A 15408-nucleotide genomic window follows, 5' to 3' on the forward strand; every position below is an offset into this window, starting at 1 on the left:
GAAGAGCAATGATGCGTGCTGCCGCCTACGGTCGCCATTCGGGCGATCTGCAAAATCCTCTCTCAACGGAAGATCAGATACGGTCTTGCAAAGAGTTTGCCGAGCGCGAAGGGTTCGGTCTCGTAAAGGTCTACACCGACCCCGCTATCTCCGGCTTCACCATCTTGCAAAGGCCCGGCATCAACCAACTGATGCAGGATGCGCGTAACGGCGCATTTGATGTCGTAATCGCGGAAGGCCTCGATCGAATTTCTCGCGATCCGGAAGATACGGCGGGCTTATTCAAACGTCTTCGCTTTCTGGGCATCAAGATCGTCACTATCCAAGAGGGTGAAATCAGTAGCCTCCATGTCGGCTTCAAGGGGACAATGAATGCGGTCTTCCTGGACGATCTCAAGATCAAAGTGAAACGCGGCCTTCGTGGACGCGTTGAGAGCGGAAGAAGTGGCGGCGGCAATTGCTATGGATATGACGTTGTACGGAACATCGACTCGCGCGGAGAACTTATCCGTGGCGAGCGAGTGATCAACGCCGCCGAGGCGAAGATTGTCGTGCGAATTTTTGAAGAATACGTTGCCGGAAAATCGCCGAAGGCGATTGCCTCCAAACTAAATAAGGAAGGCGTACCAGCACCAACTGCCAGCAAGTGGGCGGCAACCACGATCTATGGGAACTGGCAGCGCGGCACCGGTATTCTCAACAACGAAATGTATGTGGGGCTGCGCGTTTGGAATAAGGTCAGCTATCCGAAGTCACCGGACACGGGACGTCATACTGCGCGCATCAACCCTGAGTCTCAGCACGTTCGTGCGGAAGTACCCGAGTTGCGGATCGTCCCGCAGGAACTCTGGGATCGCGTCAAGATGCGCCAACAGGCATCTCGCAAGGTGCATAAGCCGTTCTGGAAGCAGCAGCGTCCCCGCTACATATTTTCTTACTTGCTCAAATGCGGCTGCTGCGGCAGCGGCATGGCGAAGATTTCTAAAACGCATTACGGTTGCTCGGCAGTGCGCAACAAAGGTGATGCGGTTTGCACTAACCGGCGCGGAGTTCGGCAGGATGAGCTTGAAAATACGGTGCTCGCTCTTCTGAAAGAACGCCTGATGGATCCGGCACTTCTCGACGTATTCTGCAAAGAGTACGCCGCTCACCTTAACCGCCTGCGCATAGCGCAGAACTCGTCGCTGGCAAGCTACAAGGCGGAGCTGGCTAAGCTTCAGGGACGACAGAAGCGAATTATCAAAGCGGTTATGGATGGGTATGACACGCCTGGCATGAAAGACGAGTCAAACGCCATACATGCGAGAGAACAAGAACTCACGAAACTTTTGAGCGTTCAAAAGGAAACGCCTGTATTACTCCATCCCAACATGGCGCAGCGCTACCGCGAAGAAATCACGGCGCTGACCAAAGCACTTCGAGACGAGAAGTTCGGCCAAGAGGCAGTCGATCTCGTCCGTAGCTTGATCGACAAAATCGTCCTAACGCCTGATGAGGATGGAGATGGGTTGCTAATCAATCTATATGGCGACCTCGCAGGTATTGCGAAGATCGCTTCGGGCAAAACACAATTCAGAGAGGAGGAAGAACAATCACTCAGACACATCCGGCTTATCGCCGGCCTGCCTGAGGTCTCGGAACCTCTTTTTTCATCTGTACCATCATTGCAGGGCAAGATGGTTGCGGGAGTGCGCAGCCACCTCGACCTGCATTCCATAAAAACATCAACCCCAAGCAGAACGGGTTCTGCCCGAAAGGGTAGACTTCCCATAATGCAGGGCAAGATGGTGGGCCCGGCAGGACTCGAACCTGCAACCAGACCGTTATGAGCGGCCGGCTCTAACCATTGAGCTACAGGCCCCGCCGCGGGGCGGCTCGCGGGAACGCGCGGCCGGCAACGGTGCGCGGTTCGTTTACAGGGATGGAGGCGGGGGTGCAATGCTGGGGCGGGTGGACGGAAGCCTCCGGAGCAGCGTCGCTGGAAATTTTCGAATACCCGAAATCTCCGATAATGCCCTTATGCTCCTGTTTTGCCCGACGGGTCAACCGATTTTTGCCGGGGCGGCGCGCCTTTGTCGCTAACTCCTTGTAATCATTGGTCTCGTCTACTGTGCATGGGGTTGTTTTTGCGTTTTGATCGGAGGGGGTCGTTTGATCCCCTCCGATGTCTCGCTGGTGAGCTGCAGGCGCGCGGCGGCGACGGTCTCAGTCCACCGACACCCCGGCGAACTCCACGACCTTCTTCCACTTCGCGGTCTCGCTCTCGACCAGCTTGCCGAACTCGGCCGGCGTCATCGGCTTGGGGATGCCGCCGGTCTCGGCCAGGCGCGCCACCAGCTTCGGGTCCATCAGCGCCTCGTTGACGGCCTTGTTGAGGACCTCGATCACCTCGGGCGGCGTGCCCTTCGGCGCGGAGATGCCGTAGAAGCCGACCGATTCGAAGCCCGGCACGGTCTCGGCGATCGCGGGCACGTCGGGCACGATCGGCCAGCGCTTCGGCGAGGTGACGCCGAGCGCGCGCACATTGCCACCCTTGGCCTGCTCCAGCGCGCTAGGCAAATTGTCGAAGATCAGCTGCACCTTGTTGGAGATGATGTCGGGGAAGGCGATCGCCGAGCCGCGATAGGGCACGTGCACCATGTCGCACTTGGTCATCGCCTTGAACAGCTCGGCCGACATGTGCACCGAGGTGCCGTTGCCGGACGAGGCATACGAGATCTTGCCGGGATTGGCCTTGCAGTAGTCGATGAACTCGGCAACCGTCTTCGCCGGCACCGCGTTGGAGACGACCAGCATGTTGGTGAGCTGCATGATGCTCGCGACCGGCGCGGTGTCGCGCAGGAAGTCGAACGGCAGCTTCTTGTAGAGCGAGGTCGAGATCGCGTTGTTGGGCGCGACGAACAGCAGCGTGTAGCCGTCCGGCGGCGAATTGATCGCCGCGGCCGCGGCGATGTTGCCGCCGGAGCCGGTGCGGTTCTCGACGATGAACTGCTGGCCGAGTTTGTCCGACAGCCACTGCGCCATGATCCGCGCCACGATGTCGACCGGGCCGCCGGCGGCGAAGCCGATCAGCCAGTGCACGGGGCGGTCGGGATAGCCGGCGGCGGAGGCGCGAGGCGCGGCGCCGAAAAGCGTTGAAAGCAGAACCAGCCCGAAAACAGCGCGCCGCAAAATTCGCAACATGAAGCCTCCCATTGTTCTATTGTCGTTGGGGCGCATGCTTTCACAAAATCGGGCCGCTGCCTACATCGCCGCAAGTCGGTGTTGACGCAGCTCCGCCGGGACTCATCATGAGATTCGCTTCGATCGTCCTTCTCGCCGCGGCACTCCTTGCGAGCCCCGCTGCTGCTCAAACCGGAGGCAACGCCATTTCGGCCACGACACTCAGCGTTACGCTCAGCTTGGGCACCGCAACGCCCGGCGGCGGCTTTCCGCTCTATGGCAACGCCTTCGCGCAGACGATGAACGCGGCCGATCCGTCGCTGACCATCGCCCCGCGCAACACCAAGGGCAGCAACGAGAACATTCCCCTGCTGGAGAAGGGCGAGCTCGATCTCGCGCTGGTCGCGGGCGAGCCGGCCTACGAGGCCTTCGCCGGCATCGGCCGCGCGAAGGTAGCGCTGAAGATCCTCACGGCGATCTATTCCAACCCCGGCATGTTCGTGGTGCGGGCCGACAGTCCCTACCGGACCATTCGCGATCTCGTCGGCCAGCCCGTCGCGTTCGGCGCCAAAGGCTCGGGCCTGCCGATCCTGGCGCGCTATGTGCTGGACGGTCTCGGCCTCAAGCAGGATGAGGACTTCAAGGCTGTCTATCTCGACCGCGCCGGCGATGGCCCCGCGATGGTCGAGGACGGCCGCGTCGCAGCCCTCTGGGGCGCCGGCATCGGCTGGCCCGGCTTCAAGGCCGTCGCCTCGAGCGCGTCAGGCGCGCGCTTCATCGCGCCTGATGCCGAGGAGATCGCGCGCATTCGCGCCAAGCACGCGTTCCTCAAACCGCTGCTCGTTCCGGCCGGCTCCTATCCCAAACAGTCCGAACCGATCGCCTCGCTCGGCTCTTGGAGTTTTGTGCTGACCCGCGAGGATCTGCCCGACGACGTCGCCTATCGCCTCGCGAAGACGCTGCACGGCGTCGAGGCCAGCTTCTGCAAGCAGCTCGCTCAGGCCTGCGAGACCACCGCGTCGAACACCGTCGCGGCGGCGCCGAGGCCGGAGCTGATCCATCCCGGCGTGCTGAAATATTTCCGCGAGATCGGCGTGGTGAAGTAGTTGGCTTGCTGCGTCCCTTCTCCCCTTGCGGGAGAAGGTGGCGCGAAGCGCCGGATGAGGGGTTCTTTCCACGCGTAATGCCGCTCGTGAGGATAGAACCCCTCACCCGGCTTCGCTTCGCAAATCCACCCTCTCCCGCAAAGGGGAGAGGGTCCACTGTGAGCGCGGCCTCACTTCTTCACCATCGCGCAGGCCGGGTCCGGCGGCCCGAACGCCTTGTCGCCCGAGATGGTGGCGAGGATCTTGTAATAGTCCCACGGATATTTGCTCTCCTCCGGCGTCTTCACCTGTACCAGCCAGAGATCGTGCACCATCAGATTGTCCTCGCGAAGCTTGCCGTTGCGGGCGAAGAAATCCTCGACCGGCTTCTCGCGCATCTTGGCCGCGACCTTGAGCGGATCGTCGGTGCCGGCCTCCTTGATGGCGTTGAGATAGTGCATCACGCTGGAGTAGACGCCGGCCTGCCACATCGACGGCATCTTGTTCAGCTTGGCGAAATAGCGCTTCGACCAGGCGCGGGTCTTGTCGTCCATGTCCCAGTAGAACGACGTCGTCAGCAACAGGCCCTGGGCTGCCTGCAATCCGAGGCCGTGGATGTCGGTGATCAGCGCCAGCAGCGCCGCCATCTGCTGGCCGCCCTTGAACACGCCGAACTCCGAGCCGGTCTTGATCTCGTTCATGTTGTTGGGGGGACCGGCGGCAATGCCGATGATCTTGGCCTTGGAGGCCTGCGCCTGCAGGACGAAGGAGGACAAGTCGGGTGTCGCCAGCGGCGGCTTCACCGAGCCCAGCACCTTGCCGCCATTGGCGGTGATGACGGTCGAGGCGTCGCGTTCGAGCGAGTGGCCGAAGGCGTAGTCGTCGGTGATGAAGAACCAGCTGTCGCCGCCGCGCTTGACGACCGCGTCCGCAGTCCCGACCGCAAGCGCGCGGGTGTCGAACACCCACTGCATGGCGTAGGGCGAGCAGAACTTGCCGTGGAAATCCGCGGTGCCGGTGGAGTGGGTGATGAACAGCCGCTTCTTCTCGTTGGCGATGTTCTGCACCGCGAGCCCGACCGCCGAGACCGGCACGTCGACGATCAGATCGACCTGCTCGACGTCGTACCAGCGCCGCGCCAGCGAGGCGCCGATGTCGGCCTTGAGCTGGTGGTCGCCGACCACGATGCTGATCGGCTTGCCGAGCACGGTGCCGCCGAAATCGTCGATTGCCATCTGCGCCGCCGTCACCGAACCCTGGCCGGTCGGCGCGGAGGCGGGACCGTTCATGTCGGTGAGCACGCCGATCTTGACGACGTCGTCGGAAACCTGCGCCATCGCGGCATCCGGCAGCAGCGATGCCGCCAGGATCGTCGCGGCAAAGCCGGCCGCGACCGGCAGTCCAAATCTCGTTGGGTTCACGCTTGTCCTCCCCTGATCCGGCTCGTTGGCCGAAGTTGCTTGTCCCCGGGTACGGCCCGGCTGAATTGGTTTCTTTTGCAACTATTGAGGGGTGGGCGTCAATGTCAGGCCGCGAAGCGGATCTGCCCCGCGGGCGAGGGATCGTAGCCGGTCAGCTCCTCGGCGCGCTGCCGCAGCCGTCTTTCGCTAAGGAACCGGATCAAGGCCTGCATCGGCGGGCGGAAATAGCTGCGCTGCCGCATCGCAAGGTCCAGATTCTCCCAGACCAGCGGCACGAAATCGAGCCCGGCCGAGCGCGCCGCCGCGCGCGTGGCGACGCCGCAATCGGCCTGTCCGGCGCGGACGATCTCGGCGAGATCGGGCCCGGTCAGGGCCGGCGTCTCGATCCGGCGCAGATCGCGCGTCGAGGCGCCGGCGCGCTTCAAGAGCACGTCGAGCAGCATCTGCGCCCCCGTGCCCTGCTGCCGCATCGCCATCCGTGCGCCGAGTGAGAGCACGTCGGCGAGGCCGCGCAGCCGTTTCGGATTGCCCGGCGGCAACACCAGACCCTGCTCGCGGCGCACGAACGCGACCAGCACCGCGTCATGCAGGTCCGGCGCGTCACGCAGCGCTGTCGCACTGGCGTCGGAGGCGAGATTGCCCTCGGCATCGAGGCTGTGGAAGTGGATCGCGACGGCCATCACCTCGTTGCGCTGCAGGCGCTCGAGCTCCGCGCGCGCTGCCTTCGCTCATCGATCCCAGCCCCGAGCCGGATCTCGCGCAGGCTCCAGTCCAGCAACTCGTCCTGGCTGCCGCCGACGACCGGCGGCGGCTCCGCGGCCAGCATGCCGGCCGGACGCGCCAGGCCCGACAGCACCCAGAGGTCGAGTTCGTGCCTTGGAAACAGCCACTTGCCGGTCACCTTGGTGCAAGGGATCGCACCGGTCGTCACGAGTTCGTAGAGCTTGCGTTCGCCCAACCGGAGATAGTCAGCCGCTTCACTCGTCGTCAGGAATTCCATCCTGCATTCCTATGCAAATTCTTGCTTCTTTTTGGACGTTCGTCGCAGGTGGAATTCTGCAGTTTCATTTCAGTCCGCGCGGACCATGCCCGATCATCTCGCTGCTTTGCAACACATGCTGACCTGCGATTTCGCATTGGGTTTACAATCTGCGACGATCCAATGGTGCGAGCCTTGCGATCGCGATCGACATCAGCGCCGATGCGTTGCCGAACTTTCCCGAGTCCGGCACTCGACACGATGCGTGCGACGCCTCGCGAAGCCCGCGATTGGTGGTGGTTCTGTTCCCACTCTATCTCTTGTTGCTTCCATCGCGCTGCCGGTGGGCAACGCGTCACGAGTGCGGCGCAATCGATCGTCATGATCGCATCAGATTCAGGGGAACCCGATCATGGCTGTACGCCGCCTGACCGTTGCATTGGCGATTCTCTGCGGCCTCGCCGCCGGCGCTGTTGCGTCGTCCGCGCAGGACCGCGCGATCGTCCTGGCATCGACCACGTCGACGCAGGAATCCGGTTTGCTCGATTATCTCCTGCCGATCTTCCGGGACAAGACCGGCATCGATGTGAAGGTGATCGCGCGGCGCGCCGACGAGGTGTTTGACGGGGCGCGCAAGGGTGAAGCCGATGTCGTGCTGACGCACGCGCGGCCGCAGGAGGAGAAATTCGTCGCCGAGGGTTTCGGCGTGAAACGTCTCGACGTGATGTACAACGACTATGTGCTGATCGGACCAAAGAGCGATCCTGTCGGCGTCAAGGGCAAGGACATCGCGACCGCGCTGAAGACGATCGAGGCCAAGGATGCGCCGTTCGTGACGCGCGGCGATCGCTCGGGCACCCATGCTGCGGAGCTCGCGCTCTGGATCGTCGCCGGCATCGACATCGCCGCCGCCAAGGGCGCCTGGTATCGCGACGCCAAGGAGGGCATGCCCGCCGCGCTCGAGGCGGCGCGCAAGGCGAACGCCTATGTGCTGTCCGACCGCGGCAGCTGGATCACCTTCAGGGAGCGCGGCGATCTCGACATTGTCGTCGAAGGCGACAAGCGGCTGCTCAACCAATACGGCGTGATGCTGGTGAACCCGGAAAAATTTGCGAACGTGAAGAAGGAGCTGGGGCAGATTTTCGTCGACTGGCTGACCTCGCCGGAGGGACAGATGGCGATCGCCGGATACAAGGTCGACGGACAGCAATTGTTCTTCCCCAATGCGGGCAAGTCGGGCGGTTGAAACCGGCGTCCCCCGCGGTTGCCAAACCGCGCGATGCATGATCCATCTTGGCGCATGACCCAGCGTCTGCCCCCTCGCTCGCGCCGCTCGACGCCGCACTCGCCGCGTTGCTGCGAGACGTTGAACCGGTCGCACCGGTGGAGCTCTCGCTGGCCGAGGCTGCCGGCTGCATTGCTGCGGGCGCGCCACTGATGGAGGCCTGTCCGCCTCGTGACATTGCTGCCGCCGACGGCTGGGCATTGCGCGCCACCGATCTCGTCGGCGCCTCTGCCTATTCGCCGGTGGCGCTGACGGAGCCTCCGGCATGGGTCGAGGCTGGCGACGCCATGCCGGCCGGATGTGATTGTGTCCTAGATGCCGACGCAGTGGATGCATCGGGGCCGCTGATGCAGGTGCTGGCGGAGGGCGGGCCGGGGCAGGGCGTCAAGCGCGCCCGCAGCGATATCGGAGAACGGGCGTCTGCTGCGGCAGAGGGGCATCCGGTCGGTCCGGCAGCTCTGCTGCTGGCCCGTGTGGCTAGTGTCGAAAAGCTCGGCGTGCGGCGTCCCCGGCTGCGCATCATCAACGTGCCGGGGGCGACGGCGACCATGCATCTGATCGCGGAGACCGCGCGCGCTGCAGGGCTGGAAGTGCAGATGCGCGAAGCCGCCGCGCGCGACGTGGCATCGATCGCAGAGGCGTTCGGCGATTCCGCCTGCGATCTCGTCGTGACGATCGGCGGCAGCGGCGTCGGCCGCCGGGACCATGCTGTCGCCGCGCTGGCTCAGCACGGCGCTGTGCTCGCCCACGGCCTTGCGCTCCTGCCAGGACGCACCGCCGCTGTGGCGCGGGTCGGAAGAGTTCCCGTCATCGCCTTGCCCGGCTCGCCGGATCATGCGCTCGCGGCCTGGTTTGTGCTCGTGCTTCCCCTCGTCGATCGTCTGTCGGCACGGCGCCCGCGCCGGCAAATGATCCTGCCGCTCGCGCGAAAAATCGCATCCAGTGTCGGCATCGCCGAAATCGCTCTGCTGGTCAGGGAACATCAGGCATGGCTGCCGCTTGCGGTCGGCGAATGGTCGCTTCAGGCGATCGCCCGTGCGGATGCATGGCTGCTCATTCCCGCCAGCCACGAGGGGTTTGCGGCGGGCGCGCCGGTCGATGCTTATCTCATGCCGGAATGATATGGGTTCCGGCATGACGATGATCCCGCAAACGCCAGACAGCAGCAGGCTGGAGCAGGAGCAGTTCCTCAAGATCCTCTCGCGCGAGGAGGCGCTGGCGCGTTTTGAAACTGCGCTGTTCCCGCGCGCGATCCCCCGCGAAGCGCGCAAGCTGGCTGATGCACTCGGCGCGGCGCTCGCCGAAGACATCACAGCGCCGCTCGACGTCCCCCGTTCGACCGTTCCAATGTCGATGGTTTTGCCGTCCGCTCGGCCGACCTTGCGGCGGCTGGCGAAGGCACGCCGGTGCGTCTCGCAGTGAACGGTGAGACCATCCACTGCGGCGTCGCCCCAACGTTGCAAGTCGCGGCAGGAACCGCGACGCCGATCGCCACCGGCGGCCCTTGCCGCGCGGCGCGGATGTCGTGGTCATGGTCGAGCACACCCAGCCGGCCGGCCCGGATGCGATCGACGTCCGTCGCGCCCCGTCTCCCGGGCAGTTCGTCTCCTATGCAGGCTCCGACATCGCGCGCGGCGAGGCGCTGCTCCGCGCCGGCACGATCATCGGCTCGCGCGAGATCGGCATGCTGGCGGCCTGCGGTATTGCCGAGGTGATTGTTGCGCGCAAGCCGCGGGTTGCGGTGATCTCCACCGGCGACGAATTGGTTCAGCCGGGTCAGGCGCTCGCGCCTGCCGCCATCTACGACACCAACGGTGCGATCGTCGCAGCGGCCATCGACGAGAACGGCGGCGACGCGATCTTCCTCGGCGCCATTCCCGACGATGAAGCAAAGCTCGAAGCCGCCATGCGGCGTGCATTGTCGGACGCCGACATGCTGGTGCTGTCGGGCGGCACCTCGAAAGGCGCCGGCGACCTGTCCCATCGCATCATCGGCCGGCTCGGCCAACCCGGCATCATCGCGCATGGCGTTGCGCTCAAGCCGGGCAAGCCGCTATGCCTTGCCGTGTGCAACGGCAAGCCGGTGGTGATCCTGCCGGGCTTTCCGACCTCGGCGATGTTCACCTTCCACGACATGATCGTGCCGGTGCTGCGCAGGATGGCCGGACTGCCGCCGCGCTCCGATGCCAGGGTGAACGTGACAGTGCCGGTGCGCATTTCTTCCGAGCTAGGCCGCACCGAGTTCGTCATGGTCTCGCTGGTTGAGGGCAAGGACGGCCTGATCGCCTATCCCACCGGCAAAGGGTCCGGCGCGATCACGTCCTTTGCGCAGGCCGACGGCTTTCTGCGCATCGATGCGCTGGCCGACCAGATGCCGGCTGGGACCGCAGCCGAGGTGACGCTGTTCACGCCGCATGTGCGGGTCCCCGATCTCGTCATCGTCGGCAGCCACTGCACTGGCCTTGATCTGGTGACTGCACAGCTCGCGCGTGCGGGCCTCTCCGTGCGTTCGATCGCGGTCGGCAGCCTCGGCGGACTTGCGGCGGCCAAGCGCGGCGAATGCGACCTCGCGCCGATCCATCTGTTCGACGACAAGAGCGAGACCTACAACACGCCTTACCTCGTCGACGGTATCGAGCTCGTCCCGGGCTGGCGGCGGATGCAGGGCATCGTCTTCCGCAAAGGCGACATGCGTTTTGAGGGGCTTGGCGCGAAGGAAGCGGTCGCCGGCGCGCTCGCGGATCCCGCCTGCATCATGGTCAACCGCAACCAAGGCGCCGGCACGCGCATCCTGATCGACCGGCTGCTCGGCGGTGCGCGCCCGGAGGGCTACTGGAACCAGCCGCGTTCGCACAACGCGGTGGCCGCGGCCGTCGCGCAACACCGCGCCGACTGGGGCATGACCATTGCGCCGGTCGCCGATGCGGTCGGCCTCTGTTTCATTCCGTTCGCGGAAGAGCATTATGATTTCGCGCTTGTGACGGCACGCAAGCAGCGGCCGGCGGTGCAATCTTTCCTCGATGCGCTGCGTTCGGAGGAGGCCCGTACGGCACTGGAACATGCCGGATTTCGTCCGGCCTAGCCGCTTGCGGACGGAGCGGCTGTCTCTCGGCTGCGTTCACGTGCTTCGGCGAGCGCCCGCCGCGCGGGGGTGCGGTGTCCCGTTCCCTATGGTCGCCGCCGACCCCTGACCCGGTTCAAACCAGCGGTCAGTCAATGAACTGACGCAGTGGCCATTGCGACAAAGGAGCATGAGAAGCCCCACGCCCACTTTGAATTCCATGAATTTTCGAAGAATCGCCGCCTTCGTGGCGGCCACCGGCACGTTGTTCTGGCTCTACACTTTCTATTTCATCGCTCATGTCCCACAGGGCGACGGCAGCGGGTTTCAATGGCTCGCGGTTTTCCCGCTCGGAATGATCTTCGCGTTATTTTTCCTGCCGGCGTGGCTACTCGTCTCGATCGGGCGGCTGCCGCGATTCACCATCGTCTTCGGCCTCTGTGGCCTCATCGCCTTCGCGATTATTTGGGCGCAGCTCTTAGGCGAATTTCCAAGAGCGCAGCTTCATTGAGAAGCGGCATCCAGCGCCGCTAGCCTTTCAGCCTCGGCGATATCCTCGACCGTGTTGGCATTGAAGAACGGATCGAGCGGCTCGGTCGGCCATGTCACGGTCGCGAGCGGGTAGCGTGCAGTCCAGCGGTCGATCTTGCGGATGTCCTCGACCACCAGCGCGTGGCGCAGCTCATTGCGCAAGGCGACGCGCCACAGCCCGATCACCGGATGCGTCTGGTCGCCGGATGCGGCGACCGCAAGCTGCGCGTTCTCTCGTTCCCGTGCTTCATGCAGGCGCGCAACGAGATCGCGCGGCAGGAAAGGGCAGTCGCCGGCCGCACTGAGCACCCATTCGATCTCCGGCCGGTTTGCCGCGGTCCAGTCGAGCGCGGCGAGGATGCCGGCGAGCGGGCCGGGAAAGCCGGGAACGTCGTCGGCGATGACTTGCAAGCCGAACGCGGCGAAGCGCGCGGGATCACCGTTGGCGTTGAGGATCATTCCGCTGCACTGGGGCGAAAGGCGCGCGATCACGCGCTCCAGAATGGTGCGGCCGCCAATGGTGCGCATTGGCTTGTCGCCGCCGCCCATGCGGCGCGCGAGGCCGCCGGCGAGCAGCACGCCAAGAGTTGACGGCATGCTCGTTGCCGGAATGCTAGTCGTCACCACCTTCACCCTTGCGCTTGTGTTTCGCCGACTCCTCCTCGACATAAGCGAGGTTCTGGTCGTAGACGATGCGTTCTTCGCCCGCGAGCGCGATGAAGCGCTTGCCGCGCGCGCGACCGACCAATGTCAGGCCGACCTGCCGCGCCAGATCGACGCCCCAGGCGGTGAAGCCGGAGCGCGACACCAGGATCGGAATGCCCATGCGTACCGTCTTGATCACCATCTCTGAGGTGAGTCGCCCTGTCGTGTAGAGAATTTTGTCGGACGGATCGACGCCGTGGCGGTACATCCAGCCCGCGATCTTGTCGACGGCGTTGTGGCGGCCGACATCCTCGGTGTAGCAGAGCGGCTCGCCCTCCTTGCACAGTACGCAGCCATGGATCGCGCCGGCCTCCAGATAGAGCGACGGCATGGTGTTGATGGTCTGTGTCATCTGGTAGAGCCAGGAGGTGCGCAGCTCGGCCTTCGGCAACGCGACGCTCTCGACCGCCTCTAACAGGTCGCCGAACGCGGTGCCCTGAGCGCAGCCCGAGGTCTGCGTGCGCTTCTTCAGCTTGGCTTCGAAATTGGTGTGGTGCTCGGTGCGCACCACGACCACCTGGAGATCGTCGTCGTATTCGACCTCGGTGACCGCGTCGTTATATTTCAGCATATTCTGGTTCAGCAGATAGCCGAGCGCTAGATATTCGGGATAGTCGCCGATCGTCATCATGGTGACGATCTCCTGGGCGTTCAGGTAAAGCGTCAGCGGGCGCTCCATCGGCACCTTGATCTCGACCCTGGCGCCGGACTGATCGGTCCCGGTCACGCTCTGGGTCAAGCGCGGGTCGCCAGGATTCGGGAGGATCAGGGGCACCGGGGCTTTGTCGATCTTCATCATGGCCGCGACGTTAGCATGACATTCGGTTCAAGCCGATATAAGCATGGCGGGAATGAGTGAAACGCCTCGGTTCGTCATTGCGAGCGCCGCGAAGCAATCCAGAATTATATCTGCGCTGGCTGTCTGGATTGCTTCGCTGCGCTCGGAATGACGGGGGTAGCGGTTCCATCGGCCGGCGAGCCGTTGGCGGAGAACGAACGGTCATGAAAGTCATCGGCCTTGCGGGCTGGAGCGGTGCGGGCAAGACCACGTTGTTGACGCGGCTGATCCCGCATTTCAAGGCGCAGGGCTTGCGCGTCTCCGTCATCAAGCATGCGCATCACCAGTTCGACGTCGACGTGCCCGGCAAGGATTCCTGGCGCCATCGCGAGGCGGGAGCTGCCGAGGTGCTGGTCGCTTCGTCAAACCGCTGGGCGCTGATGCACGAATTGCGCGGAGCTGCGGAGCCGCGGCTGCCGGAACTCCTGAGCAAGCTGTCCGCCGTCGATCTCGTCGTGGTCGAAGGTTTCAAGCGCGAGCCGCATCGCAAGATCGAGGTGCATCGCGCTGGCAACGACAAGCCGCTGCTGTTTCCCGACGATCCCGGGATTGTCGGAATCGCGACCGACACCGCCATTGAAACGCGGCTGCCGACGGTCCATCTCGATGACATCGAGGCTGCTGCGGCATTGCTGCTGCGCGCGGCCATGCCGGCCGAGGAAGCGGTCGCGAAAAGCGCCGCAACGCGCTGACGAGGCACCATGGCGCAACTGTCGGACGATTGCTTTGCCTTCGGCGGACCGATGATGTCGGTCGACGAGGCCGTTGGCCTCATCACGGCGCGCGTCAATGCGATCGCCGATATCGAGACCGTGGCGCTGGTCGATGCCGACGGACGCGTGCTGGCGCGCGATATCGCGGCGCCGCTGCCGCTGCCGCCCTTCACCAACTCCGCTGTCGACGGCTATGCCGTGCGCGACGCGGACCTTCCGCAACAGGAGGAGCGGGCGCTCCCGCTCGACGGTCGCATCCAGGCCGGCGGCTCTGCGCAAGCGCCGATCAAGGCCGGTCACACCGCGCGCATCTTCACGGGCGCGCCGATGCCCCCGGAAGCCGAAACCGTCTTCATGCAGGAGGATGTCCGCATCGACGACGCCGGCAACATCGTCCTGCCGGCGGGGCTGAAGCGGGGTGCCAATGTCCGTCCTGCCGGCGAGGACATTCCGGAAGGTCACGTGGCGCTGCGCGCGGGCCAGCGCTTGCTGCCGCAGCATGTTGCGCTCACGGCGGCGTTCGGCCTGACCAGGCTCGACGTCGTCAGGCGCACCCGCGTTGCGGTGTTCTCGACCGGCGACGAACTGGCGTCGCCCGGCGAGCCGCGCGCGCCGTCCCAGCTCTACGATTCCAACCGCTTCATGCTGATGGCGATGCTGCGCCGGCTCGGCTGCGAGGTGAGCGATCTCGGCATTTTGCGTGACGAGCGGGCCTCGCTTGCGGACGGCTTGAAGCAGGTTGCCGGCAGTCATGACCTGATCCTCACCTCCGGCGGCGTCTCGACCGGCGAGGAGGACCACGTCAAGGCGGCGGTGGAGAGCATCGGATCGCTGGTGCTGTGGCGGATGGCGATCAAGCCCGGCCGCCCGGTGGCGATGGGCATCATCGACGGCACGCCGCTGATCGGCCTGCCCGGCAATCCCGTCGCCAGCTTTGTGACCTTCGTCCACGTGGTGCGACCGACCGTGCTGGCGCTTGCGGGTGGTCTGCCCGAGCCGCTGTTGCCGATCCCGATCCGCGCGGCCTTCGCCTACGGCAAGAAGATTGGCCGCCGCGAATATGTTCGCGCCACCTTGCGACGTGGTGAGGACGGCGCCCTGGAGGCGGTCAAGTTCCCGCGCGAAGGGGCCGGGCTGTTGTCATCGCTGATCGAGACTGATGGCCTTGTCGAGCTCGGCGAGGACATCACGCGCGTCGAGCCCGGACAGAGTGTAGGTTTCTTGTCCTATGCGGACCTGCTCTGAAGCCCCCTGCGTTGACGCCGTCGACCCAGCCCGCCATGTTGCGCCCATGACCAGGACAACGCTTGATCTCACCGGGCTCAAGTGCCCGCTTCCGGCCTTGAAGACGCGCAAGGCGCTGAAACCATTGCAGCCCGGCGACCAGCTCGAAGTGCACTGCACGGATCCCTTGTCGGTGATCGACATTCCGAACCTGATCCTGGAGACGGGCGATACGGTGGAGATCACCGAGCGCAACGACGCGCGCATCGTGTTCTTGATAGAAAAAGCGAATGACTCGATAGAGCGAGCCAATGGTGCGCTGCGTCCGTGAACGCGTTACCTTGCTGATACCGACCTTTTGTCTATCGACATCGAACACAGCTTCTGCCCAGATTGACTTTCTC

The 15408-nt window shown here is 64.4% G+C and carries 11 protein-coding genes, 1 tRNA gene and 3 pseudogenes; 9 read left to right on the forward strand and 6 right to left on the reverse strand.

Annotated elements, in window-relative coordinates:
- Positions 1-11 precede the first annotated feature (11 nt).
- Positions 12-1829: a recombinase family protein gene (locus ACQ86E_RS20835; protein ID WP_431206523.1), complete on the forward strand. Its 1818-nt coding sequence runs from the start codon at positions 12-14 to the stop codon at positions 1827-1829.
- Here the strand turns inward: ACQ86E_RS20835 and ACQ86E_RS20840 are convergent.
- Positions 1786-1861 (reverse strand) — tRNA-Ile (locus ACQ86E_RS20840). The two genes, ACQ86E_RS20835 and ACQ86E_RS20840, sit on opposite strands and share 44 nt — an antisense overlap.
- 344 nt (positions 1862-2205) lie before the next feature.
- Positions 2206-3183 (reverse strand): Bug family tripartite tricarboxylate transporter substrate binding protein, encoded by a 978-nt coding sequence (locus ACQ86E_RS20845; RefSeq protein ID WP_431201583.1) that lies wholly within the window; start codon positions 3181-3183, stop codon positions 2206-2208.
- A 107-nt stretch (positions 3184-3290) separates the two neighbouring features.
- On the opposite strand from ACQ86E_RS20845, the gene ACQ86E_RS20850 reads away from it, so the two are divergent.
- A complete protein-coding gene (locus tag ACQ86E_RS20850) occupies positions 3291-4268 on the forward strand; it encodes a TAXI family TRAP transporter solute-binding subunit (RefSeq protein ID WP_431201584.1) in 978 nt (325 codons plus the stop codon).
- A 170-nt stretch (positions 4269-4438) separates the two neighbouring features.
- Here ACQ86E_RS20850 and ACQ86E_RS20855 read toward each other — a convergent pair whose 3' ends face one another.
- Both ACQ86E_RS20855 and ACQ86E_RS20860 read right to left on the reverse strand, forming a co-directional pair.
- Positions 4439-5668, reverse strand: a complete 1230-nt coding sequence (locus ACQ86E_RS20855) for an ABC transporter substrate-binding protein (RefSeq protein WP_431201585.1) — start codon at positions 5666-5668, stop codon at positions 4439-4441.
- 104 nt (positions 5669-5772) lie between these two features.
- Positions 5773-6668: pseudogene (locus ACQ86E_RS20860) on the reverse strand (substrate-binding domain-containing protein).
- Between the two features lie 391 nt (positions 6669-7059).
- On the opposite strand from ACQ86E_RS20860, the gene ACQ86E_RS20865 reads away from it, so the two are divergent.
- From ACQ86E_RS20865 to ACQ86E_RS20880, 4 genes and pseudogenes are all read left to right on the forward strand, one after another.
- Positions 7060-7893 (forward strand): substrate-binding domain-containing protein, encoded by an 834-nt coding sequence (locus ACQ86E_RS20865; protein WP_431201586.1) that lies wholly within the window; start codon positions 7060-7062, stop codon positions 7891-7893.
- 54 nt (positions 7894-7947) lie between these two features.
- Positions 7948-9053 (forward strand): annotated as a pseudogene (locus ACQ86E_RS20870) (molybdopterin-binding protein).
- A 13-nt stretch (positions 9054-9066) separates the two neighbouring features.
- Positions 9067-11014, forward strand: a pseudogene (locus ACQ86E_RS20875) (molybdopterin biosynthesis protein).
- A gap of 169 nt (positions 11015-11183) precedes the next feature.
- Complete coding sequence (locus ACQ86E_RS20880; RefSeq protein ID WP_431201587.1) at positions 11184-11504, forward strand: hypothetical protein; 321 nt, start codon at positions 11184-11186, stop codon at positions 11502-11504.
- On the opposite strand, the gene mobA is transcribed toward ACQ86E_RS20880, so the two are convergent.
- Together mobA and fdhD are read right to left on the reverse strand one after the other, a co-directional pair.
- The gene (gene mobA / locus ACQ86E_RS20885) at positions 11498-12121 is read right to left on the reverse strand and encodes a molybdenum cofactor guanylyltransferase MobA (RefSeq protein WP_431201588.1); all 624 of its coding nucleotides are present in this window, start codon (positions 12119-12121) and stop codon (positions 11498-11500) included. The two genes, ACQ86E_RS20880 and mobA, sit on opposite strands and share 7 nt — an antisense overlap.
- 16 nt (positions 12122-12137) lie before the next feature.
- Positions 12138-13028 carry a formate dehydrogenase accessory sulfurtransferase FdhD gene (gene fdhD / locus ACQ86E_RS20890; RefSeq protein ID WP_431201589.1) on the reverse strand — a complete coding sequence of 297 codons (891 nt, stop codon included), beginning with the start codon at positions 13026-13028 and terminating at the stop codon, positions 12138-12140.
- A gap of 203 nt (positions 13029-13231) precedes the next feature.
- Between fdhD and mobB the strand changes: the two genes are divergently transcribed.
- From mobB to ACQ86E_RS20905, 3 genes are read left to right on the forward strand one after another with little or no spacing between them, the layout of a single operon-like run.
- On the forward strand, positions 13232-13759 hold the full coding sequence (mobB, locus tag ACQ86E_RS20895; RefSeq protein ID WP_431201590.1) for a molybdopterin-guanine dinucleotide biosynthesis protein B: 528 nt from the start codon (positions 13232-13234) through the stop codon (positions 13757-13759).
- A 9-nt stretch (positions 13760-13768) separates the two neighbouring features.
- Entirely contained in the window at positions 13769-15025 is a 1257-nt protein-coding gene (locus ACQ86E_RS20900) for a molybdopterin molybdotransferase MoeA (protein WP_431201591.1), read from the forward strand.
- Positions 15026-15071: 46 nt separating this feature from the next.
- A complete protein-coding gene (locus tag ACQ86E_RS20905) occupies positions 15072-15335 on the forward strand; it encodes a sulfurtransferase TusA family protein (RefSeq protein ID WP_431201592.1) in 264 nt (87 codons plus the stop codon).
- Positions 15336-15408: the final 73 nt, after the last annotated feature.

It is taken from the genome of Bradyrhizobium betae, from assembly GCF_050632175.1.
Classification (GTDB): Bacteria; Pseudomonadota; Alphaproteobacteria; order Rhizobiales; family Xanthobacteraceae; genus Bradyrhizobium; species Bradyrhizobium betae_B.

What these genes read in the sequence shown, in the direction of transcription:
- ACQ86E_RS20845 (WP_431201583.1), bottom strand. Translation starts at nt 3,183, where the DNA reads ATGTTGCGAATTTTGCGGCGCGCTGTTTTCGGGCTGGTTCTGCTTTCA.
- ACQ86E_RS20835 (WP_431206523.1), top strand. Translation starts at nt 12, where the DNA reads ATGCGTGCTGCCGCCTACGGTCGCCATTCGGGCGATCTGCAAAATCCT.
- fdhD (WP_431201589.1), bottom strand. Translation starts at nt 13,028, where the DNA reads ATGATGAAGATCGACAAAGCCCCGGTGCCCCTGATCCTCCCGAATCCT.
- mobB (WP_431201590.1), top strand. Translation starts at nt 13,232, where the DNA reads ATGAAAGTCATCGGCCTTGCGGGCTGGAGCGGTGCGGGCAAGACCACG.
- ACQ86E_RS20905 (WP_431201592.1), top strand. Translation starts at nt 15,072, where the DNA reads ATGACCAGGACAACGCTTGATCTCACCGGGCTCAAGTGCCCGCTTCCG.
- ACQ86E_RS20865 (WP_431201586.1), top strand. Translation starts at nt 7,060, where the DNA reads ATGGCTGTACGCCGCCTGACCGTTGCATTGGCGATTCTCTGCGGCCTC.
- mobA (WP_431201588.1), bottom strand. Translation starts at nt 12,121, where the DNA reads ATGCCGTCAACTCTTGGCGTGCTGCTCGCCGGCGGCCTCGCGCGCCGC.
- ACQ86E_RS20880 (WP_431201587.1), top strand. Translation starts at nt 11,184, where the DNA reads ATGAGAAGCCCCACGCCCACTTTGAATTCCATGAATTTTCGAAGAATC.
- ACQ86E_RS20850 (WP_431201584.1), top strand. Translation starts at nt 3,291, where the DNA reads ATGAGATTCGCTTCGATCGTCCTTCTCGCCGCGGCACTCCTTGCGAGC.
- ACQ86E_RS20900 (WP_431201591.1), top strand. Translation starts at nt 13,769, where the DNA reads ATGGCGCAACTGTCGGACGATTGCTTTGCCTTCGGCGGACCGATGATG.